Annotated in this window: 23 protein-coding genes, 1 tRNA gene and 1 other RNA gene; 13 read left to right on the forward strand and 12 right to left on the reverse strand. The window is 66.3% G+C overall.

Annotated elements, in window-relative coordinates; genetic code table 11:
• Positions 1 to 33: 33 nt before the first annotated feature.
• The gene (lipB, locus tag SPDO_RS01330; protein ID WP_088365654.1) at positions 34 to 699 is read right to left on the reverse strand and encodes a lipoyl(octanoyl) transferase LipB; all 666 of its coding nucleotides are present in this window, start codon (positions 697 to 699) and stop codon (positions 34 to 36) included.
• An 89-nt stretch (positions 700 to 788) separates the two neighbouring features.
• Between lipB and SPDO_RS01335 the strand changes: the two genes are divergently transcribed.
• Both SPDO_RS01335 and SPDO_RS01340 read left to right on the forward strand, forming a co-directional pair.
• Positions 789 to 1601, forward strand: a complete 813-nt coding sequence (locus SPDO_RS01335) for a hypothetical protein (RefSeq protein WP_088365655.1) — start codon at positions 789 to 791, stop codon at positions 1599 to 1601.
• A complete protein-coding gene (locus SPDO_RS01340) occupies positions 1598 to 2344 on the forward strand; it encodes a hypothetical protein (protein WP_088365656.1) in 747 nt (248 codons plus the stop codon). The genes SPDO_RS01335 and SPDO_RS01340 overlap by 4 nt, the downstream gene beginning before the upstream one ends.
• Here SPDO_RS01340 and SPDO_RS01345 read toward each other — a convergent pair.
• The 3 genes from SPDO_RS01345 to SPDO_RS01355 form a co-directional block, all read right to left on the reverse strand.
• A complete protein-coding gene (locus tag SPDO_RS01345; protein WP_088365657.1) occupies positions 2314 to 2907 on the reverse strand; it encodes a GNAT family N-acetyltransferase in 594 nt (197 codons plus the stop codon). The two genes, SPDO_RS01340 and SPDO_RS01345, sit on opposite strands and share 31 nt — an antisense overlap.
• Positions 2898 to 3740, reverse strand: a complete 843-nt coding sequence (hemF, locus tag SPDO_RS01350; RefSeq protein WP_088365658.1) for an oxygen-dependent coproporphyrinogen oxidase — start codon at positions 3738 to 3740, stop codon at positions 2898 to 2900. The genes SPDO_RS01345 and hemF overlap by 10 nt, the downstream gene beginning before the upstream one ends.
• A 69-nt stretch (positions 3741 to 3809) precedes the next feature.
• Positions 3810 to 4265 (reverse strand): tRNA (cytidine(34)-2'-O)-methyltransferase, encoded by a 456-nt coding sequence (locus SPDO_RS01355; RefSeq protein WP_088365659.1) that lies wholly within the window; start codon positions 4263 to 4265, stop codon positions 3810 to 3812.
• 200 nt (positions 4266 to 4465) lie between these two features.
• Between SPDO_RS01355 and petA the strand changes: the two genes are divergently transcribed.
• From petA to SPDO_RS01380, 5 genes are all read left to right on the forward strand, one after another.
• Positions 4466 to 5050: a ubiquinol-cytochrome c reductase iron-sulfur subunit gene (gene petA / locus SPDO_RS01360; protein WP_088365660.1), complete on the forward strand. Its 585-nt coding sequence runs from the start codon at positions 4466 to 4468 to the stop codon at positions 5048 to 5050.
• An 11-nt stretch (positions 5051 to 5061) separates the two neighbouring features.
• Positions 5062 to 6348, forward strand: coding sequence for a cytochrome b (locus SPDO_RS01365; RefSeq protein ID WP_088365661.1), 1287 nt, complete (start codon positions 5062 to 5064; stop codon positions 6346 to 6348).
• A gap of 24 nt (positions 6349 to 6372) precedes the next feature.
• Positions 6373 to 7215 carry a cytochrome c1 gene (locus SPDO_RS01370; protein WP_088365662.1) on the forward strand — a complete coding sequence of 281 codons (843 nt, stop codon included), beginning with the start codon at positions 6373 to 6375 and terminating at the stop codon, positions 7213 to 7215.
• A gap of 142 nt (positions 7216 to 7357) precedes the next feature.
• Positions 7358 to 7942, forward strand: a complete 585-nt coding sequence (locus tag SPDO_RS01375; protein WP_088365663.1) for an adenine phosphoribosyltransferase — start codon at positions 7358 to 7360, stop codon at positions 7940 to 7942.
• A gap of 79 nt (positions 7943 to 8021) precedes the next feature.
• Entirely contained in the window at positions 8022 to 8720 is a 699-nt protein-coding gene (locus SPDO_RS01380; RefSeq protein ID WP_088365664.1) for a hypothetical protein, read from the forward strand.
• A 27-nt stretch (positions 8721 to 8747) separates the two neighbouring features.
• On the opposite strand, the gene SPDO_RS01385 is transcribed toward SPDO_RS01380, so the two are convergent.
• The 7 genes from SPDO_RS01385 to SPDO_RS01415 form a co-directional block, all read right to left on the reverse strand.
• Positions 8748 to 9197: a MaoC family dehydratase gene (locus SPDO_RS01385; RefSeq protein ID WP_088365665.1), complete on the reverse strand. Its 450-nt coding sequence runs from the start codon at positions 9195 to 9197 to the stop codon at positions 8748 to 8750.
• Positions 9198 to 9208: 11 nt separating this feature from the next.
• Positions 9209 to 10525: an alkaline phosphatase family protein gene (locus SPDO_RS01390; RefSeq protein ID WP_088365666.1), complete on the reverse strand. Its 1317-nt coding sequence runs from the start codon at positions 10523 to 10525 to the stop codon at positions 9209 to 9211.
• A gap of 101 nt (positions 10526 to 10626) precedes the next feature.
• On the reverse strand, positions 10627 to 11991 hold the full coding sequence (locus SPDO_RS01395; RefSeq protein ID WP_088365667.1) for a PQQ-dependent sugar dehydrogenase: 1365 nt from the start codon (positions 11989 to 11991) through the stop codon (positions 10627 to 10629).
• A 93-nt stretch (positions 11992 to 12084) separates the two neighbouring features.
• Complete coding sequence (locus tag SPDO_RS01400; protein WP_088365668.1) at positions 12085 to 12612, reverse strand: NUDIX hydrolase; 528 nt, start codon at positions 12610 to 12612, stop codon at positions 12085 to 12087.
• A complete protein-coding gene (locus SPDO_RS01405; protein ID WP_088365669.1) occupies positions 12609 to 13280 on the reverse strand; it encodes a TPM domain-containing protein in 672 nt (223 codons plus the stop codon). Before SPDO_RS01405 ends, SPDO_RS01400 begins: the two co-directional genes overlap by 4 nt.
• On the reverse strand, positions 13280 to 14218 hold the full coding sequence (locus SPDO_RS01410; RefSeq protein ID WP_088365670.1) for a TPM domain-containing protein: 939 nt from the start codon (positions 14216 to 14218) through the stop codon (positions 13280 to 13282). Before SPDO_RS01410 ends, SPDO_RS01405 begins: the two co-directional genes overlap by 1 nt.
• A gap of 8 nt (positions 14219 to 14226) precedes the next feature.
• On the reverse strand, positions 14227 to 14805 hold the full coding sequence (locus SPDO_RS01415) for a LemA family protein (RefSeq protein ID WP_088365671.1): 579 nt from the start codon (positions 14803 to 14805) through the stop codon (positions 14227 to 14229).
• 104 nt (positions 14806 to 14909) lie between these two features.
• Here SPDO_RS01415 and mscL point away from each other — a divergent pair, with 104 nt between their 5' ends.
• The gene (gene mscL / locus SPDO_RS01420) at positions 14910 to 15362 is read left to right on the forward strand and encodes a large conductance mechanosensitive channel protein MscL (protein ID WP_088366300.1); all 453 of its coding nucleotides are present in this window, start codon (positions 14910 to 14912) and stop codon (positions 15360 to 15362) included.
• Positions 15363 to 15388: 26 nt separating this feature from the next.
• Here mscL and SPDO_RS01425 read toward each other — a convergent pair whose 3' ends face one another.
• Positions 15389 to 15820 carry an RrF2 family transcriptional regulator gene (locus tag SPDO_RS01425; RefSeq protein ID WP_088365672.1) on the reverse strand — a complete coding sequence of 144 codons (432 nt, stop codon included), beginning with the start codon at positions 15818 to 15820 and terminating at the stop codon, positions 15389 to 15391.
• 43 nt (positions 15821 to 15863) lie between these two features.
• Between SPDO_RS01425 and ssrA the strand changes: the two genes are divergently transcribed.
• From ssrA to SPDO_RS01450, 5 genes are all read left to right on the forward strand, one after another.
• Positions 15864 to 16213: a transfer-messenger RNA gene (gene ssrA / locus SPDO_RS01430) on the forward strand.
• Between the two features lie 117 nt (positions 16214 to 16330).
• On the forward strand, positions 16331 to 17017 hold the full coding sequence (locus tag SPDO_RS01435; protein WP_088365673.1) for a prolyl hydroxylase family protein: 687 nt from the start codon (positions 16331 to 16333) through the stop codon (positions 17015 to 17017).
• Positions 17014 to 18759 (forward strand): single-stranded-DNA-specific exonuclease RecJ, encoded by a 1746-nt coding sequence (recJ, locus tag SPDO_RS01440; RefSeq protein WP_088365674.1) that lies wholly within the window; start codon positions 17014 to 17016, stop codon positions 18757 to 18759. The genes SPDO_RS01435 and recJ overlap by 4 nt, the downstream gene beginning before the upstream one ends.
• A gap of 87 nt (positions 18760 to 18846) precedes the next feature.
• Positions 18847 to 18921, forward strand: a tRNA-Glu gene (locus tag SPDO_RS01445).
• A gap of 63 nt (positions 18922 to 18984) precedes the next feature.
• Positions 18985 to 19740 (forward strand): SDR family NAD(P)-dependent oxidoreductase, encoded by a 756-nt coding sequence (locus SPDO_RS01450; RefSeq protein ID WP_088365675.1) that lies wholly within the window; start codon positions 18985 to 18987, stop codon positions 19738 to 19740.
• Positions 19741 to 19769: the final 29 nt, after the last annotated feature.

Raw genomic sequence — 19769 nt, forward strand, 5'->3', positions numbered from 1 at the left:
CAGAGTGGATATTAGTCACAGAACGCCGCCCCCTCAAGCCTCGTTTTCACGCTCACAAGTAAGGCTATCGAGGAAAGCGCCGGACGTTAACGCCAGCGCGGCGTCAAAGGTTTCCATGGCATGGCTCGCGCCCAGCGCCTGCGCGCTTGTAACGGGGTATTCGGCGAGGCCGCACGGCACGATCCCGCCGAAGTGCGACAGGTCCGGCGACAGGTTCACCGAGAAGCCGTGCATGGTGATCCAGCGGCGCACGCGCACGCCGATCGCGCCGATCTTCGCCTCCTGCCCGCTTGCATCATGCGTCCAGATGCCGACGCGGCCCGGCGCGCGAAAAGCGGAAATGCCCATTTCGCCCAGCGCGGCGATCACCCAGCCTTCCAGCGCATGGACGTAGCAGCGCACGTCGCGCCCGCGCTTGGCGAGGTTCAGCACCAGATAGCCGATCCGCTGACCAGGCCCATGATAGGTGTACCGTCCGCCGCGTCCCGCCGCGACCACCGGAAAGCGCGGGTCGATCAGCTCCGCGCTATCGGCACTGGTGCCGGCGGTATAAACCGGCGGATGTTCCAGCAACCAGACCAGCTCGCCCGCACTGCCCGCCGAAACGGCGTTGGCCCGCGCCTCCATTTCGGCAAGCGCTGCGGCATAATCGGTCAGCCCAGGGCTCGTCCGCCATTCGATATCGTGGATGTCGGTCACCCAACGGCAGATGTGGCGGGCGGAGGCGATTGGCAAGCTGCCACCCGATCGGGTAGCGTCCCGGCCATGAAATATAGGCAAGATAGACCATGATCAGCATTGGCGAGATTTGGGATCGCACGATGCGCGTGATTGCAGGGCGGCTCGGCATCCTGCTGACCCTGGCGTTTCTGCTGATGATCGTCCCGCCGGTCGTCCAGGCGGCATTGGAGACGGTCGAGGGTACGTCATTCGGCCTGCGATCTGCGCAGCTGGCGGTGTCGCTGATCGTATTCCTCGCCGCGTCGATGGCGATGATCGCGATGACGGCGGTGGCGAGCGATCCGGCGGTCGATCGGGAGGCGGCGCTCGCCGCTGGGCGCGCCCGGCTCGGCCCGTTCATCGGCGTGTCGCTGGTCGTTGGCCTGGCATTTGGCTTGGCGGTTCTGCCCGGTGCGGTGCTGCTGGGCATGGCGCGCTTCGATCTGGCGCAGGCGCGACTGGCCGGTTCGCAGGAGGGCGTGAACCTCGTGCTGCTCGGCTTTGGCTTGCTGTATTTTCTGGTGCTGTTGCCCGTGATGCTGTGGGTTGCTGCACGGCTGGTGCCGCTGGGCGCGGTGATCGTGAACGAACGTCGCGGCGTCGGTGCGATCCGGCGATCGTTCGTCCTGACCCGCGGGACGGGCATGAAGCTGATGGGCGTGCTGATCCTTTACGTGGTGGTGTTCCTGGTGGTCCTGACGGCAGCGACGTCGGTGATCGGCATCGTCGCACGCTTGCTTGCCGGCAGTAACGGCGCAACGGTCGTGGCGCTGGCCGTTGCTTTGGCGACGGCGCTGGTCACCGCGGCGTTCAGCGTTCTACAGGCGGTCTTTGCGGCACAATTCTACCTCGCCGCGCAAGAGGCGCACGACCCGGCATGACCATTACCTTTGCCCGCCTGCTGGCGGATGGCTGGGCCGTCTTCCGGCGGGAGGCCGAACTCGTGCTCGCGCTGGCCGGCGCGCTGATTTTCTTGCCGGCACTTGCGGTCCAGCTGCTGTGCGATCCCATGCCGCCGCTGCCCGCGCAGCCGTCCGACGAAGCGGTGATGACACGTTGGGTGGAGGCGGTGTCGATCTGGGGGCAGGGCAACGCCATCTGGTATTTGCTGGCGGATGTGGTCGGCATGGTGGGCCTCGCCGCCATCGCCGTGCTGCTCGTGGTGCCCGGCCGCCTGACGGTGAACGAAAGCCTCGCCGTGGTGATGCGCCGTCTTGGGCGGTTCGTCCTGCTCAACCTGCTCGTCGCCATTCCGGTGGGCCTTGGCATGTGGCTTTTCATCCTGCCCGGCCTGTATCTGCAGGCGCGGCTGATCGCGGCCGTGCCGGTCGTGGCAGGGGAGAGCGCGCAGAGCGCCGCACGCGCACTCGGCCGCAGCTGGCGGTTGACGGCGCCGGTCGGTTGGGCGGCGCTGGGCGCGGTGGTGATGCTGTTTATGGCGCAATGGCTGGCGATCAGCCCGCTGTTCTCGTTCGATGCCTGGCTGCGTCAGCCCGGGCACGACAATCCGTTCCTGATCGCGCTGGTCGCGGCGCTCCTGTCGGGCGCCGGTACGATCTACAATGTCGGATTGCTGATGCTCGGCGTAGCGACTTACCGGCGGTTCGCCAGCAAGGGGATGTGAGGCGCGAGATCAGCCGGCAGCAACCCGGCGATCCGCGGATCGGCAAACGTCTCGACCGTGCGCTTGATCGCGACAAATCCCTGTGCACGATAGAAGTTTAGCGCCGACGGATGGTCCAGCGTGCAGGTATGCACCACGACGCGCGCTACGCCGGGGCGCCAGCAGCGCGCCATCGCCTCGCTCATCAGCCAGCGCCCGTGGCCATGCCCCGCCAGCTCGGGGATCAGGCCGAAATAGGATAGCTCGCACGCAGCGTCATGACGAAAGTCGAGCTCCACCATGCCCACCTCGATCCCCCTCGGATCGGTGGCGGCATAGATCTCGATCGCCGGATCGTGGATGATCGCCAGCAAGTCATCCTCCGGCATCGCCAGCCGCGAAAACCACAGCCACGGCGCGCCGATCCGGCGGAACAAGGCGCGGTACGCGTCGGCGCTCGGCCGTGCCCAGCGGTTCAGCCGAAAGGGCGAGGGCGGCAGCGGCCGCAACGGCGGCTTGCGGGTCATCTCCAGCGTGGTGACGATCGTCGCCAGCTGGTCGTCGGGAACCGCGGTCAGGCCCATGTCGCGACTGGGGGCAGGCTCATCAGGATCGCATCGATGTTGCCGCCCGTCTTCAGACCGAACAACGTGCCCCGATCATACACCAGGTTGAATTCGGCATAGCGCCCGCGCCATTCGTTGCGCTGCGCGATATCCTGATCGGTGAAGGGCATGTTCATGCGCCGACGCACGATTCGCGGATAAGCGTCGAGAAACGCACGCCCGACATCCTGGGTGAAGGCAAAGTTATCGGCGAAGTCACCCTCGAGGTGATCGTAGAAAATGCCGCCGACACCGCGATGCACCTTGCGATGCGGAATGTAGAAATACTCGTCCGCCCATTCCTTGAACCGCGGGTAATGTGCGGCATCATGCGCGTCGCAGGCGTTTTTCAGCGTGGCGTGAAAGTCGTCCGTGTCCTCGTCGATCGGCAGCGGCGGGTTCAGATCCGCCCCGCCGCCGAACCACCGCTTGGTAGTCGCCAAGAACCGCGTGTTCATGTGCACCGCCGGCACATGCGGGTTCGCCATATGCGCGACCAGGCTGATCCCGGTGGCAAAGAAGCTGGGATCCTCGGCCGCGCCGTGAATTGTCTTGCCGAACTCGCCCTCGAACCGGCCGCCCACCGTGGACACGTTGACGCCGACCTTCTCGAAGACGCGACCCTTCATCACCCCGCGCACGCCGCCGCCGCCGGGCGCGCCCGAACTGTCGTGGCGGTCCCACGGCGTATACACGAACGCGGCCGTCGACCCGGCCTCGCGCTCGATCGCCTCGAACTCGGCGCAGATGCGATCGCGCAGTTCCTCGAACCAGGTGCGGGCGACGGTTTGCTCGGTGTCCAGCGTGATCATGGCGGGCTGATACGGGCTGGCAGGTCCGGCTGTCGAGATGCCGATCGCCGCTACGTCAGCCTCGGCCTCTCACGGGATCGCTCGCATGCCGCTTGTCTGTCGAAGTGATTCGGCCAGCATGATGCCCGCGCTCACCGCGACGTTGAGCGAGCGAAAGCCCGGTTGAAGCGGGATGCGCACCGCCAGATCCGCCGCGGCATGGACATGGTCGGGCACGCCGGCGCTCTCGCTGCCGAACAGCAGAACGTCATCGGGCTGAAAGCGTGCCGCCCACAGATCAACGGCGCCGCGCGTGGTAGCGAGAATCAGCCGGCCGTGCCGCGCGGCATTGAAAGCCTGCCAGTCGGCGTGGCGGGTAACCTGCGCTGAGCCGGCATAATCCATCGCCGATCGACGAAATGCACGGTCGCTCCAGGGGAAGCCCATCGGCTCGATCAGGTCGACGGGGGTGCCGAAACATGTGGCTGTTCGCACGATGGTTCCGACGTTTCCGGCGATGTCCGGCTCAAACAAAGCGATGCGCATCGGTGCCCTTTATCCTGCCCGAGCATCGCCAACGGGATGAAGGCTGGATGAACCAAGGCAAAAATCACCATTGGCAGGGCGGGGGTGCGCAGCTATCAACCCGCCGACCCCGCGGGTAAAGGGGGGTTTTCAGGCGGGCGTCGGGGGAGGCTCTTTCCATTTGCGCTCCCCGCCGGGGCCGGTTGGACAAGGGTTGGTGAATGGCGACGGTCGACAACACAGTTACTCCGGGCGATTATCCCGCCCGTCATGAAGAGGACGGGCATGATCCCCGTCGCCGCGATTTCATCAATATCGCTGCCGTGGCCTGGGCCGGTGTCGGCGCAGGCGTCATCGTTCTGCCGCTCATCAATCAGATGAACCCGTCGGCGGACGTGCTCGCGCTATCCACGACCGAGGTCGACATCAGCAAGATCGAGCCGGGGCAGGCGATCAAATCCACCTTCCGCAAGCAGCCGCTGTTTGTGCGCAATCTGACGCCCAAGGAGATTGCGGAGGCCGATGCGGTGCCGGTCAGCTCGCTGCGCGATCCGCAGACGCTGGAAGAGCGCACCAAGGTCGGCAAGAAGAACTGGCTCATCACGCTGGGCGTCTGCACCCACCTCGGCTGCGTGCCGCTGGGCGCGGGCGAGGGCGAGAACAAGGGGCCGTTCGGCGGTTATTTCTGCCCGTGCCACGGGTCGGCCTATGATACGGCCGGTCGCATTCGCCAGGGTCCTGCACCGAGCAACCTGCACGTTCCCGATTACGCATTCACGTCCGACACTGTCGTGACGGTCGGTTGAGGTAGCACGAGATGAGCTTTCCCTGGGCCAAGCATTATGAGCCAAAGCAGCCGCTGATGCGGTGGATGGACGAGAAGCTGCCGCTGCCGCGCCTCGTCTACAACGCTGTCGGCGCCGGCTATCCGGTGCCGCGCAACCTCAACTATTTCTGGAACTTCGGCGTGCTCGCCGGCGTCGCACTGGTGTGCCAGATCGTCACCGGCATCGTGCTGGCGATGCATTATGGCGCCAACGCGCTGGTCGCGTTCGGCTCGGTCGAGCACATCATGCGCGACGTGAACGGCGGCTGGTTCCTGCGTTATGCGCACGCCAACGGCGCCTCCATGTTCCTCGCCGTGGTGTATATCCACATCGGTCGCGGCCTTTATTACGGCTCGTACAAGGCGCCGCGCGAGATGGTGTGGCTGCTCGGCGTTGTGATCTTCCTGCTCATGATGGCCACCGCCTTCATGGGGTACGTGCTGCCGTGGGGCCAGATGAGCTTCTGGGGCGCGCAGGTGATCACTGGCTTCTTCTCGGCCATTCCGTTGGTTGGCGAGCCGATCCGCATCCTGTTGCTGGGCGGCTATGCGCCGGACAATGCCGCGCTGAACCGCTTCTTCTCGCTGCACTATCTGCTGCCGTTCGTGATCGCAGGTGTCATCATCCTGCACATCTGGGCGCTGCACATCCCGGGTTCGAACAACCCGACCGGCGTTGACGTGAAGGGCGAACAGGACACGGTGCCGTTCCACCCGTATTACACGGCCAAGGACGGTGTCGGCGTTGCGGTGTTCTTCCTGATCTTCGCCGCGCTGATCTTCTTCTCGCCGAACCTGCTGGGTCACCCGGACAATTACATCGAGGCGAATCCGCTCTCGACGCCTGCGCACATCGTGCCCGAATGGTACTTCCTGCCGTTCTACGCGATCCTGAAGAGCTTCACCGCGGATTTCATCCTGACGGGCAAGCTGTGGGGCGTGCTGGCGATGTTCGGCTCGATCCTGCTGCTGTTCTTCCTGCCGTGGTTGGACTCGTCGCCGGTGCGTTCGGCCAACTATCGCCCGACCTATCGCTGGTTCCTCGTCGTCCTGCTCGTCGACGTGCTGATCCTGGGGTATATCGGTGGTGCAGAGGCATCGGCACGCAACGTCATCATCGGTCAGATCGCGACGGCATATTACTTCGCGCACTTCCTGATCATCCTGCCGCTCGTTTCGCGTACGGAGCGTCCGCGCCCGCTGCCGAATTCGATCACCGAAGCGGTGCTCGCCAAGCATGGCGGGACGTCGCCTGCCCAAACCGCGCTGGCGCACTGAGCCGATACGGGGAAATAGAAGAAAATGGTTCGTACCATCGCACTCCTGATCGGCGCGGGTTTCGTGTTCGTGCTCGGCATCGCGCTGTTCGGGACGGTTTCGACCGCGATCTCCGATCCGGCGCCGGAAACCGCGGAACACGAGTTCCACTTGCATCCCAAGGACGCCCACCTTCCGTCGGCGGGCCTGGTCGGCAAGTTCGATCGCCAGCAGCTGCAGCGTGGCCTCAAGGTGTATCAGGAGGTTTGCGCCGCCTGCCACAGCCTGAAGTTCGTATCGTTCCGCGACTTCGAGCAGCTCGGTTACAGCGAGGGCCAGGTGAAGGCGCTCGCTCAGGCTTGGCCGATCGAGCAGCCGAGCGTGAACCCGGACACGGGCGAAGCCGCGACGCGCAAGAACATTCCGTCGGATCGCGTGCCGAGCCCGTATCCGAACGAAGTGGCCGCACGCGCCGCGAACAACAACGCGCTGCCGCCCGATCTGTCGCTGATGACCAAGGCACGTCACGATGGCGCGAACTACGTCGCTTCGCTGCTGACCGGTTATCAGAACCAGCCGGCCGAGCTGCTGCGCAAGTTCCCGGACGCCAAGACGCCGACGGGGCTGCACTACAACCCGTATTTCGCCAACCTCAACATCGCCATGCCGCCGCCGCTCACGTCGGACGGGCAGGTGACCTATGACGATGGTACGCAGCCGACCAAGCAGCAGATGGCGAACGACGTTGCCGCCTTCCTCACCTGGACAGCCGAACCGAACCTCGAATCGCGTCACGGCGCGGGTCTGGCGACGGTGATCTTCCTCGCGATCTTCGTCTTCCTGACGATCGGGGCGTATCGCAACGTGTGGCGGGGCGTGAAGCACTGATCGCCCGCACGTCGATCTGACGGCTTAGAACAAGGCCCCGTTCGCAGCCCGCGAGCGGGGCCTTTTCGTTGCGCCTCACTCGCGTGGTGGTTTCCAGCCGACGTGGTTGCCCGGCACGGGCTCGCAGGGCATGACCCATTCCATGACCAGCAGCGACAGCCAGCCGCCTCACACGGCACGCGACGATCTTGGCCACGCCAACGAGGATCTGAAGGCACTCATCCGGACCATCCCGGACTTTCCCAAGCCAGGTATCGAATTTCGCGACATCACCACGCTGCTGCTCGATGCAAAAGGCTTGGCAACCGCGATCGAGCGTATGGCGGCTGCGACGCACGGACCGGTGGATCTCGTCGCCGGCATCGAGGCGCGCGGCTTCCTCTTCGCTGCGGCGCTGGCGGTGCCGCTGAAGGCCGGTGTCCTGCTTATCCGCAAGGATGGCAAGTTGCCGGGCGCCACGATCGCAGAGGATTATACGCTGGAATATGGCACCGATCGTATCGCCATCCATGCCGATGCGTGCGCGCCCGGGGCGACCATCCTGTTGGTCGACGATCTGATCGCGACCGGCGGCACGGCACGCGCCGCCATCCGCTTGTTGCGCAAAGCCGGCGCAACAGTGACGCAAGCGCAGTTCGTCGTCGACCTGCCGGATCTTGGCGGTGCTGACCGGCTGCGCGAAGACGGTATAGAGGTAAGCGCGCTGGTTTCGTTCCAGGGCCATTAAGGAACTTCGCTTTATTGATCTCGTTCTGAAAACACCGCGGCGCGTAACGGCCGCTTCTCCATTGTGCGGGAGTTGGACGATGATCTTCAAGCGCCTCGGACTGATCTCTTTACTCGGCGGCCTCGCCTTCGGCACCGCGGCCTGCACCGATGGCTACGGCTATGGCGGCGCTTCGCTTGGCTACGGCTCGGGCTATTATGCCGATCCTTATTATGCCGACGCCGGCTGGGGCGGCTATGGCTATGGCGCGCCGGGATACGGCGGCGTTGGCTTTGGCAACACCTTCGGCTGGTATAACGACTTCTATTATCCCGGCACCGGCGTGTACGTGTACGACCGGTTCCGTCGACCGCATCGCTGGAACAACGCGCAGCAGCGCTATTGGCAGTCGCGCCCCGGCTGGAACCGCCCGGGCGCGCGCGCCAACTGGAACGACTTCCGCCGCGATTATCGTGCCGAGCGTCGTGACTATCGCGGCGACCTGCGCGATAACCGCCGGGACTATCGCAATGGTGCGATCAACCGCGAGCAGTTCCGCGAAGGGCGGCGCGACGCCCGCCGCGAGTTCCGTCGTGACGTCCGGCAGGACTATCGCGACCTTCGCCGAGAGAACCGCGCCGACGGCATCCGTACGCCACGCCAGCCGCGCGCCACGCGTATGCCGGGCGTGAACCGCAACCCCGGCTTCAACCGTGGTGGTGGCTTTAACCGTGGTGGTGGCTTTAACCGCAGCGGCGGCCGCGGCGCAGAACCGCGCGGCAACAACCGCCCGCGGTAATAGCAGGCTGAGCGTTGCTCGGCCGGCCTAGCTGGTCGGCCGAGTGGCGATCAGCCCGTTCGAGATCATCGACATGACGGCCACGTTGTCCTGGTTGAACACCGTCATGCGGCTTTTGAAGATTCCCATCTCGGGCCGCGACTGCGACTGGCGCTTCTCGATCACCTCGGTTTCGCAGCGCAGCGTATCGCCCGGATATACCGGTTTCAGCCAGCGGAGTTCATCGACACCCGGTGAACCAAGGCCCGCCTGCTTGTTGTTCTTCAAATTGGCGACGATCATCGACATCACCATCGCGCAGGTATGCCACCCGCTTGCCGAGATGCGGCCGAAATGCGTCTGCGCCGCCGCCTCGTCCGACAGGTGAAAGGGCTGGGGATCGTAGCGCGAGGCGAAGTCCATCACCTCCTCGCGCGTCACATGATAGCTACCGAAGCTCGCCTTCGCCCCAACGGCGATATCTTCGAAATATTGCATGCTCTCTCCCCTTATCGGCGCAGCACGGGTCGAAACACCGCGTCCGTTCCGTCCAGCCTAGGGTCGCCCGGCAGGCCGAGCAATGTGCGAAGCAGCGGCGTCACCGCAACATTGTCGAAAACCGGCAGCTGGCGTCCGTGCGCGAATGCCGGACCATTGGCGATGAATAGCGCCCGCATGCTGGGGCCGAGTGGATCAAAGCCGTGGGTGCCGCGCGCATAGCTTTGGGTCGGCGCGGTCTTCAGCAGCTCCCAGCCATCTTCGGCGAGGCACAAAAAGGCCGGGATGCGCGGATTAGTGCCGTAATGAAACCGGACAGGGATATTCTCCTTGCGCCAGCATTCCATGTGCGGGTGCGGCTTCAGCAGCGCCGCCGCGACCGCCCCCTCGCGCCCCGGCAGCGGTTCGAAGGTGGCATAAGGTCCGCTCTCGACGATCCGCGCGTCGCTTGCCGAGACGATCCGATCCAGCGGCACAACCCGCTCGCTGGAGGTGGCGGCCATGCCATGGTCGGCGACGATCACCAGATTGGCCGGCTGGCGCAGGTCGGCGAGACCCGCCACCAGTTCGCCGATCTGGCGATCGACCTCGGCGATCGCCGCCTGCACTTCGGGCGAATCCGGCCCGGCGCGATGCCCCTCGGTATCCACCACGTCGAAATAGGTGGTGACGAAGCGCGGGCGGATCGCCGTCGGTCGGCGCAGCCAGTCGATCACCTGCCGCACGCGGTTCTCGCCTGGCATCTGCTGGCTGAATGCCTGCCAATCGCTCGGCCGCGTGCCACCGGTGATCGTGTTCGGCCATTCCGCCGCGCGCGTACCGCCCCAGGCAACGGTGGAGCCCGGCCAGTACATCGATGCGGTGCGGATGCCCGCGCGCTCGGCGCTCACCCAGATCGGCTCGGCGGCGTTCCACCAGAAGGGATCTTCGGTGGCCATGGTGAAGGTTTCGCCGGGACGGGCGGGATCCTCCATCGAATTGGCGGTTATACCGTGGCGATCGGGACGCAGCCCCGTCACCAGCGTCCAGTGATTAGGGAACGTCTTGGACGGAAAGGACGGCCGCATCGGCCCCGACACGCCGCCCGCGGCCAGCCGCGACAGGTTCGGCGTTATCCCGCGCGTCAGATAGTCCCAGCGGAACCCGTCGATGCTGACCAGGATCGTGACCGGCGCCCGCGCCTCCGTTTGCGCGCTCGCCGCCGCATAGGGCGCCGGCGCCGTGGCGGGCGGCAGGGCAGGGGGCGTTGCGGGATACGCGGCGCAAGCGGCAAGCGACAGCGCCGCGCACGAAGCGGCGGCAAGAGCGGGAATCAGGCGACCAAACATGGCGCCCAATTAGCGATCTGATTGCCCGGTGTCGCCGCCTTCATTGTCTCGGCAGCGAGAGGTAGGGGGCGCCCCACATCGCCTGTGCCGCGGCAAGCCAATCAGCGCGCCGGTGTCGCCGCCGCAGCCGCCGGCGTGGCGGGCTGCGTCGGGGTCACCCGCCAGATCACGTTGCCGACATCGTCCGCCACCAGCATCGCGCCGGTCTTGTCACCGATCACGCCCACCGGACGGCCTTGCGCCTCGCCATCGGCATTGAGGAAGCCAGTGAGAACGTCGATCGTTTTCGCTCCCGGCTGCGGCCAGCCCTTTTCCGTAAACGGCACGAAAACGACCTTGTAGCCCGACGGCGGCACGCGATTCCACGACCCATGCTCACCGATGAACGCGCCAGTGGCGAACCGATCGCCCAGCTTCACGTCACCGGCGAAGGTGAGCCCCAGTGCGGCGACGTGCGGCCCCAGCGCATAATCGGGGCGCTTCGAATATTGCTGGAGCTGCGGATTGGCCGGCTCCACCCGCTTGTCGGGATAGCCGCCCCAATAATACCAGGGCCAGCCGAAATGGTCGCCCAGCTCGATCGCGGTCAGGTAATCGGGCACGATATCCGAACCCAGCATGTCGCGCTCGTTCACCACCGTCCACAGTTGCTTGGACTGCGGGTTGATCGCCATGCCGTTGGGATTGCGCAGGCCCGCGGCATAGACGCGCGAATTTTTGTCGTTGGGCCAGACCTGCAGGATGTTCGCGCGCCGACGCTCCAGATCGAGGCCCTTCTCGCCGATGTTCGAGGCCGAGCCGACCGATACGTACAGCGTGCGCCCGTCCTCGGCCGCGATCACGTTGCGCGCCCAATGGTTCTCGCCGCCCGGCAGCTTGATCACTTCCTCGGGCTTGGCGTCGATCTTGGTCGCGCCTTCGGTGTAGGGTACGCGCACCAGCGCATCGGTGTTGCCGATGTAAAGCTGCCCGTCGAACAACGTCATGCCGAACGGCGAGTTGAGCCCGGTCATGAAGACCGAGCGGAACTCGGCGCGGCCATCGCCATCGGCATCGCGTAGCAGCGTGATGCGATTGGCAGACGGCACGCCGGCACCGGCGCGGCCCATCAGATAGCCCATCACCCGGTCGACGAAGCTGCGCCCGCGCGGCGGCGAGTTGGTTTCCGCCACCAGCACGTCGCCATTGGGCAGGCGATACATCCAGCGCGGGTGATCGAGGCCATCGGCAAAGCGTGCCACGGTCAGCCCGGCGGCGGCCTGCGGCTTGCCCCCGGCGGGCCAGCCCACCGCATCGGCGACGTTTACGGTCGGGATCATCTGGCTACGCGGGCTGGTGATCTTGGGCCGCTGCCCGGTAACTTCCGCCACGTCGAGCCGTGCCTTGTCCGGCCAGCTGAGCCAGACGAAGATACCGATGCCGACCAGCACGATCAGGCCAAGCACGATCAGGATGTGTTTGCGCATGATCGAAGAGATAGCCATGAGCGGGCGGCGGGGGAAGGGTCGTTAGCGCGCCGCCACCCACGCACCTGTCCCATGCTGGTCGCCGGCGGCAGATCAGGCCAACAGCGTATCCGCGAGCAGCAACAGCAGCTTGACGTCCATCGCCAATCCTTCGGCCCGCTTCTGCGCCACAAAGGCGGGCAGGTCGGCCCGTGGCACGACATGCACCACGATGTCCTCCTCCGCATCGCCGCCGCCCGGCCCCACCTTCACCAGGTCGCGCGCGCGCACCAGCGTGAAGCCCTCGCTCACCATCCCTGGCGAGGAATGGAAGATCCCCAGCGGCTCGATCACGCCTGCGCGATAGCCGGTTTCCTCCTCCAGCTCACGCCGCGCGGCGTCCTGCAACGGCTCGCCCGCCTCGACGTCGCCGATCAGCCCGGCCGGCAGCTCCAGGCACGCGCGCCCCAGCGGCACGCGATATTGCTGCACCAGAATCACCTCGTCGGCATCGGTGATCGCCACGATTACCGCCGCACCGATCCCCCGGCACCGCGAGGCATATTCCCACTTGCCCTGCTTCACCATTTTGATGAAGCGGCCCTCCCACATCGTCTCGGCCGCGGTCGTCTCGTCGGTCATAGCTCGATCAGCCGGTCGGGCAGTTCGTTGGGGTTGCCGGCGCTGCGCGGAAAATGCTCGGCCAGCACGACGCCGATCTCCGCCACCGCCGCCGCCATGCCGTCACCCGGCCGGCGGTCCTTCACCGCCTCCAGCAGCGCAGCCATCGCATGGCCCCATACGTCGGCGGAGACGCGGCCGTGGATGCCCGCCTCCGCCACGATCTCGGCGCGATGTTCATCGAGGCTGAGGTACAAGAGCACGCCGGTCGCCGCCGCCGTGCGATGCTCCGCGGCGGCACGAAACAGCGTCAGCGCGCGCGCATGTACGCGCCGCGTCTTGGTCGCCCCCGGTGTCAGCGCCATGCGCAGCGCCGGAATCGCGAGCAGGTAGCGGACCAGCAGAAACGTCACCGCTGACAGCATTGTCGCCACCGTCAGTGCGACGCCGGTGGAGACATGCTCATTCCACTCCCCGCCGGTCAGCAGGTGCACGGCGTCCACCGCACCGGGAAAGGTCGCCAGCAGCGCCAGCACCAGCAGCATCGCCAGCACCGCCCAGTGCAGCCCCACGTCATGGTAAGCGTCCGACCGGCGCGCGACGATCGTCACGATCTCGCCGTCGGTGTGTCGCTCCGCCGCCGCCACCGCCGCGGCGACCTTGGCATGATCCTCCTTGGACAGGCGCATTACCAGCTCCCCGAGGCGCCGCCGCCCCCAAAGGAGCCGCCACCACCGCCGGAAAAGCCGCCGCCGCCCCAGCCACCGCCGCCGGAGCCGCCGCCCCAGCCGCCACCGCCGCCCCAATCGTCGTCATCGCGGTTGTGCAACGCCGCGCTCGCGATGTTCGCGGCAACGTTCCACAGGATCACCGATCCCAGGCCGCTGCCGCCACCACCGCGATACCGCTGGCCCTTGGCCCCGCCGCGCCGGGCGAGCGACAGAAACACGAACAGCGCCACCATGCCCCAGAACACGAGGCCTAGCGGAATGCCGCCGCCTCCGCTGCGCCGTTGCCGCGGCTGGCTCGCGTCGAACTCCTTGATCGCCGCCTCCAGTCGCGCCTGCGCCTCCTCCGGCGAGGCGCGCAACTGCGCCTCCAGCGCGTCCGCGCCCACCACCACGCCTCCCGCCATGTCGCCAGCCTTGAAACGCGGCAGGATCTGCTGGTTGATGATCACGCTGGTCAGCGCATCGGTCAGGATGGGTTCGAGGCCATAGCCCACCTCCACCCGAACCTTGCGATCGTTCGGCGCCACCAGCAGGATCGCGCCGTTGTTCACGTCCTTCAGGCCGACGCCCCAGGCGCGGCCCAGCTTGTAGCCATATTCCTCGATCGGATAGCCTTCGAGGCTCGGCACCGTGGCGACCACTAATTGCCGCTTCGTATCGCGCTGCACCGTCTCGAGCTTGCTGGTAAGCTGCGCCTCGACCTCGGGCGGCAGGATATTGGCCGCATCCACTACGAAGCCAGTGAACTTGGGAAAGGTCTGCGCACCCGCAGGCACGGCGAGCGCCAGCAGCAAGGGCAGCGCAATCAGCAAGGCAACAAGCCATGCCCGCCACCATGCGGTACGGTCGAGCGGCTGCGCGATGCGAGCCGCCCTGACGTCCGTCGAAGCGCGCATCGCGACGATCAGCTGCCGAAATCCACCTTGGGCGCGGTATCGGCGCCCGGCGTCGTCGCCTCGAACGGGACCTTCGGTTCCGCGCCATAGAAGATCTTGGCGCCGATCGCGTCGGGGAAGGTGCGGATCCGCGTGTTATATGCCTGCACTGCCGAATTGTAATCGTTGCGCGCGATGGTGATCCGGTTCTCCGTGCCCTCCAGCTGGCTCATCAGCGTCGTGTAATTCGCCTGACTCTTCAGCTCGGGATAGGCCTCCTGCAGCCGCTGCAGCGACAGGGTCAGCCCCGCCTGCGCCCGCTGATACGCCTGCATCTTGGCCGGATCGTCCAAGTCGTCGCCCGACACCTGCACCTGCGTGGCGGAGGCGCGTGCCTGCGTCACCTCGGTCAGGATCTCCTTCTCCTGCGCGCCCGCCGCCTTCACGGTGGACACCAGATTGGGGATCAGGTCCGCGCGGCGCTGATACTGGTTCTGCACATCGGCCCAGCGCGCCTTCACGTTTTCCTCGGCGGTCGGCACGCTGTTGATGCCGCAGCCGGCAAGGCTGGCGGACAGCGCAAGGAGGACAACAGGGCGAAACGTCATGGGCTTGGCTCTCCAGTTACTGTGTCACGCATATAGGACAGTTGCGCCGCTTGGCGAAGGGGCAATCCGCGATTACGCTGCCCGTCAACAGAAAGGGATGGGCGGTGTTCAAGGAATTCAGGGCATTTATCGCGCGTGGCAACGTGCTCGATCTCGCCGTTGCGGTGATAATCGGGGCGGCATTCGGCAAGATCGTCACGTCCTTGACCGAGGATGTGCTGATGCCGGTGATCGGCACCCTTTTCGGCGGTCTGGACTTCTCCAGCTACTTCATCGTGTTGGGCGAGGTGCCGGCCAAGCTGCAAGGCTCCACCGATTATGTCGCGCTGAAAAAGGCCGGCGTGCCGCTGCTCGGCTATGGCGCCTTCATCACCCAGGCGGTCAATTTCGTGATTGTCGCCTTTATCATCTTCATGCTGATCCGCACGGTGAACCGCGCCGTTGCGCTGTTCGAACATGAAAAGGCGCAGGCGGCCGAGGAGCCCAAGGCAGAGCCGACCGACATCGCGCTGCTCCGCGAGATCCGCGACGAGCTGAAAGCGCGCCCTAAGGTTTGACGCGCATCTTTTCTGTAAATGGCGGCTCAGGCGGCCGCCATTTCCTCCGCCGTCGCATCTGCCAGGCTGGTGCCGTCGAGGATGCGTGCCGTTTCGTCGCGCACCCGCGCCATGGCATGGCGGATCGCGCAATCCGCCTCGCTCTTGCAATCCTTGCACGGGCGATAGGCGGTGCGGCTGACGCAAGGGACCAGCGCCAGCGGCCCCTCGATCACCCGGATCACTTCGCCCAGCGAAATAAGATGCGCCGGCCGCGAAAGGACATAGCCGCCCATCTTGCCGCGCTGGCTGTGCAGCAGGCCGGCATCGCGCAGATCGGCCAGGATCAGTTCCAGGAACTTGCGCGGCACGTTTGCCTCGGCCGCGATGCGGTTCATCGGAATGGGTGGGCCACCAGCGGGCATGGTGGCGAGGAAGATCATCGAGCGGAGGGCATAACGGGAACGCTGGGTAAGCATGATACTCTGTTATATGCACCCGCATTATGGCGACTGAAAGGCGCCCCTTTCAACTTTCTGCGCGCGCGCCTATATCGGTCGGGCTCGCGGGGCTTGCCCCACGGCTATGGCGATAAACGCCGGTGAAGAATAGGCACAGCGGACCCGGGGGCAGTACCCGGCGGCTCCACCATCGCTTCTGCTTTCAGCAGGATCGTTGACGGGGCCGAACCAGGATCGACGTGTGTTGAAAGACACTGGCTTTTGCTCGGAATGGGACCACCGCGACGGCCCATACACAAGTGCCAACGATAACGAAGCACTCGCGATTGCGGCGTAACCTGACGGCTTAACGGCCTAAGGTTATCCCAAAATAGCGCGGTTGGACCGCACCGGGCAACAGAAGCGGATTCCAGCGGCACGGGGAGCGCCGGGCAACAGAAGCTCCCCACCTTCGCACGGCTCGACGAGCGAGGGTGGGGCAGGGCGCAAGACCTTGTCTTCCGCGCCAGCGCGCGCAAATAGGCCCGCATGGCGATCTCCAGCGTTCCCGGTCACCCATCCGATCACCGCGCCCGGCTCGGCAGCGCAGTGGCAGCCCGCCTCGATGCGGACTCGCGCGCGATCAAGCTCCCGACCGATCAGGCCGCGGCGTGGAAGATCCCCAACTATCTCGATGTCGCGACGTGCAAGCGGCTGGTGGCGATGATCGATGCGAACCGTCGCCCCTCGACGCTTCTCTCCGACCATGGCGACACCACCTTTCGCACCTCCGAAAGCTGCGACATGAACCGCCGCGCGCCCGATATCCGTCCGATCGACGAAGGGCTGGCGCACCTGCTCGGGCTAGACCCGGATTGGGGCGAGACGATGCAAGGTCAGCGCTATGCCCCCGGCCAGTATTTCAAGGCGCATCACGATTACTTCCACGAAGGCGAGACCTATTGGCCGGCGATGAAGGCGTCGGGCGGGCAGCGCGTGTGGACCGCGATGATCTTCCTCAACGACGTGGAGGAGGGCGGCGCGACCTGGTTCCCGCAGGCCGGCGTGCGCGTGAAGCCCAAGCGCGGCACCTTGCTCGCCTGGAACAACATGAACGCTGACGGTAGCCCGAACACCGCGACGCTGCACGAGGGAACGGCGGTCAGCGAAGGCGTGAAGTACATCATCACCAAATGGTTTCGCGAGGCGCCCTGGACGCCGGGCATGGCGGAATGATGCACGTTCTGGGCGTCGAACGCTCGATCCTCGGCCAGCCGTGGCGATGGCGCGCGACCGCTGCGGACAATTTGGCGCCACACGATCTCGTCACGCAATTGCTGCTCGCGCGCGGCTGCACGCGCGAGGCGCTGGACGATCACCGCACCCCCTCGATCCGGGCCTTCATGCCCGATCCGTCGATCTTCCGCGACATGGATACCGCCGCCGATCGGCTGGCCGACGCGGTCGAGCGGCGCGAGAGCATCGCGATCTTCGGCGACTATGACGTCGACGGCGCCACCTCGGCGGCGCTGATGATCCTGCTGCTGCGCGCGCTCGGAGTAGAGGCGCGGGGCTACATCCCCGATCGCCTGCTCGAAGGCTATGGCCCGACCGCTGCCGCCATGACGCGGCTGGCGCATGAGGGCGCCTCGCTGATCGTCACGGTGGATTGTGGTGCACAGGCATTCGACGCACTCGCCGCGGCGCGCGCCGCGCCGGTCGACGTGATCGTCGTCGATCACCACCAATGCGCCAGTGAGTTGCCGCTGGCGCATGCCGTGGTGAACCCCAATCGTCTAGACGAGGGGGAGGGCGCCGCGCACGGCCACCTCGCCGCGGTCGGGGTCGCCTTCCTGCTCGGCGCCGCGCTGCTGCGCACCTTGCGCCGTCGCGGCTTCTTTGCCGCCCGCCCAGAGCCCAAGCTGCTCGACCTCCTCGATCTCGTCGCGCTCGGCACGGTCGCCGATGTCGCGCAGCTGCGCGGACTCAACCGCGCCTTCGTGGCGCAGGGGCTGAAGGTCATGGCGGCCCGCCGCAACATAGGCCTTGCCGCACTGATCGAGGCTGCGCGGCTCACCCGCGCGCCGACCGCGACCGATCTCGGCTTCGCGCTCGGCCCGCGCATCAACGCCGGCGGCCGCGTCGGCCAGGCCGACCTCGGCCTGCGCCTGCTCACCACGCGCGATCCGGCCGAAGCACGCCGCATCGCCGCCGAGCTCGACCGGCTGAACGAGGAGCGCCGCGCGATCGAGGCCGCGGTGCAGGCCGAGGCGGAGGCGAGCGACGCCTCCGGCCGCCGCGTCACCGTGGTTGCCGGCCAGTCATGGCACCCCGGCGTCATCGGCATCGTCGCGGGCCGACTGAAGGAAAAGCTTGGCCAGCCCGCCATCGTGATCGCGATTGATGAGGCCGGCGTCGGCAAGGGCTCCGGCCGCTCGATCCCCGGCGTCGATCTCGGGCAGGCGGTGCTCGCCGCCAAGGAAGCCGGGCTGCTCGTGGCCGGCGGCGGTCACGCCATGGCCGCCGGACTCACGATTGCGGCCGAACAGGTGCCGGCTTTCGCCGATTTCCTCGAGAACCTGCTCGGCGATCGCGTGACAGCGGCGGTGGCGGACCGCGCGTTGCTGGTCGATTCCGTCCACGCCCCCGGCGGCGTCACCCCCGATCTGGTCACCGCGATGGAGACGGGCGGCCCCTATGGCATGGGTTGGCCAAGCCCGCGCGTCGCGATCGGACCGGTGCGGCCGATCAAGGTCGACGTGGTCGGCAACGGCCATGTCCGTGCGATCGTCGCGGGCGATGACGGTTGCAGCCTGAAGGCGATGGCATTCCGCGCCGCCGACACGCCGCTTGGCGTCGCGCTGCTCGGCGCCGCCTCGCACCGCAAGCTGTGGCTCGCTGGTCGCGCCAAGATCGACGATTGGGCACAGCGCCCCTCCGCCGAGCTTCACATCGACGATGCGGCCTGGGCCGACTGACGCCCAAGTAGCGGAAAAGAAAAAGCGGCGAAGCGGCGCCGCGGCGATTGACAGCTGCCAAGACCCCCTCTAGCAGCACCCCCCGCTGGCCCCTTCGTCTAGCGGTTAGGACGCGGCCCTTTCACGGCTGAAACACGGGTTCGATTCCCGTAGGGGTCACCAGCTTTCGCCCGATCGCACCGTTCGGCGCCACAGGGCGCAAGAACGGGCAATCGGGGAGGATGCGTGGCTTTCGATCTTAGCGGGCGCACCGCGCTCATCACCGGCGCATCGTCGGGCCTCGGCGCTCATTTCGCGGAAATCTTTGTTGCTGCCGGCGCGCAGGTCGTGATCGGCGCACGCCGTGTCGATCGGGTGGAAGCACTCGCGGCTAAGCTGGGTGACAAGGCGCTGCCAATCGCCATCGACGTCACCGACGAAGCCTCGATCGCCGCAGCCTTTGATGCCGCCGAGGCGCATTTCGGCACCGTCGATACCGTCATCGCCAACGCCGGCGTCGCAAACGGCGGCCGCACCGTCGATGTCGAGCCCGCGAAGCTGCGCCAGACGATCGACACCAATTTCACCGGCGTGCTGCTGACGGCGCGCGAAGGCGCCCGGCGCATGATCGCCGCTGGGTCACGCGACAGCGGCCGCGGCCGCGTCGTGCTGGTCGGCTCGATCACCGCACACGTCACCGGCCATGGCGACAGCGCCTATGCCGCCTCCAAGGCTGCCGTCGCGCACCTCGGCCGCAATCTGGCCCGCGAGTGGGTGCGGCAGGGAATCAACGTCAACGTGATCCAACCCGGCTACATTCAAACGGAAATTGCCGGCGACTGGTTCGAAAGCGAGGGCGGCGCCAAGCAGATCGCCGGCTGGCACCGCCGCCGCTTCATGCCGATCGACGTGCTCGACCCGCAGCTTCTGTATTTCGCCTCCGATGCAAGCGCGATGGTGACCGGCTCGGTGATCGACATCGACGACGGCCAGTCGCTCTGACGCGCGCCCGCGCTTGAACAGGCGGGGCA

It is taken from the genome of Sphingomonas dokdonensis (assembly GCF_002197685.1).
Lineage (GTDB): Bacteria > Pseudomonadota > Alphaproteobacteria > Sphingomonadales > Sphingomonadaceae > Sphingomonas > Sphingomonas dokdonensis.

Excerpts from the sequence above, each read along its gene's own strand:
- SPDO_RS01335 (WP_088365655.1), top strand. The coding sequence starts at position 789 with ATGATCAGCATTGGCGAGATTTGGGATCGCACGATGCGCGTGATTGCA.
- SPDO_RS01340 (WP_088365656.1), top strand. The coding sequence starts at position 1,598 with ATGACCATTACCTTTGCCCGCCTGCTGGCGGATGGCTGGGCCGTCTTC.
- SPDO_RS01345 (WP_088365657.1), bottom strand. The coding sequence starts at position 2,907 with ATGGGCCTGACCGCGGTTCCCGACGACCAGCTGGCGACGATCGTCACC.
- hemF (WP_088365658.1), bottom strand. The coding sequence starts at position 3,740 with ATGATCACGCTGGACACCGAGCAAACCGTCGCCCGCACCTGGTTCGAG.
- SPDO_RS01355 (WP_088365659.1), bottom strand. The coding sequence starts at position 4,265 with ATGCGCATCGCTTTGTTTGAGCCGGACATCGCCGGAAACGTCGGAACC.
- petA (WP_088365660.1), top strand. The coding sequence starts at position 4,466 with ATGGCGACGGTCGACAACACAGTTACTCCGGGCGATTATCCCGCCCGT.
- SPDO_RS01365 (WP_088365661.1), top strand. The coding sequence starts at position 5,062 with ATGAGCTTTCCCTGGGCCAAGCATTATGAGCCAAAGCAGCCGCTGATG.
- SPDO_RS01370 (WP_088365662.1), top strand. The coding sequence starts at position 6,373 with ATGGTTCGTACCATCGCACTCCTGATCGGCGCGGGTTTCGTGTTCGTG.
- SPDO_RS01375 (WP_088365663.1), top strand. The coding sequence starts at position 7,358 with ATGACCAGCAGCGACAGCCAGCCGCCTCACACGGCACGCGACGATCTT.
- SPDO_RS01380 (WP_088365664.1), top strand. The coding sequence starts at position 8,022 with ATGATCTTCAAGCGCCTCGGACTGATCTCTTTACTCGGCGGCCTCGCC.
- SPDO_RS01385 (WP_088365665.1), bottom strand. The coding sequence starts at position 9,197 with ATGCAATATTTCGAAGATATCGCCGTTGGGGCGAAGGCGAGCTTCGGT.
- SPDO_RS01390 (WP_088365666.1), bottom strand. The coding sequence starts at position 10,525 with ATGTTTGGTCGCCTGATTCCCGCTCTTGCCGCCGCTTCGTGCGCGGCG.
- SPDO_RS01395 (WP_088365667.1), bottom strand. The coding sequence starts at position 11,991 with ATGCGCAAACACATCCTGATCGTGCTTGGCCTGATCGTGCTGGTCGGC.
- SPDO_RS01400 (WP_088365668.1), bottom strand. The coding sequence starts at position 12,612 with ATGACCGACGAGACGACCGCGGCCGAGACGATGTGGGAGGGCCGCTTC.
- SPDO_RS01405 (WP_088365669.1), bottom strand. The coding sequence starts at position 13,280 with ATGCGCCTGTCCAAGGAGGATCATGCCAAGGTCGCCGCGGCGGTGGCG.
- SPDO_RS01410 (WP_088365670.1), bottom strand. The coding sequence starts at position 14,218 with ATGCGCGCTTCGACGGACGTCAGGGCGGCTCGCATCGCGCAGCCGCTC.
- SPDO_RS01415 (WP_088365671.1), bottom strand. The coding sequence starts at position 14,805 with ATGACGTTTCGCCCTGTTGTCCTCCTTGCGCTGTCCGCCAGCCTTGCC.
- SPDO_RS01425 (WP_088365672.1), bottom strand. The coding sequence starts at position 15,820 with ATGCTTACCCAGCGTTCCCGTTATGCCCTCCGCTCGATGATCTTCCTC.
- SPDO_RS01435 (WP_088365673.1), top strand. The coding sequence starts at position 16,331 with ATGGCGATCTCCAGCGTTCCCGGTCACCCATCCGATCACCGCGCCCGG.
- recJ (WP_088365674.1), top strand. The coding sequence starts at position 17,014 with ATGATGCACGTTCTGGGCGTCGAACGCTCGATCCTCGGCCAGCCGTGG.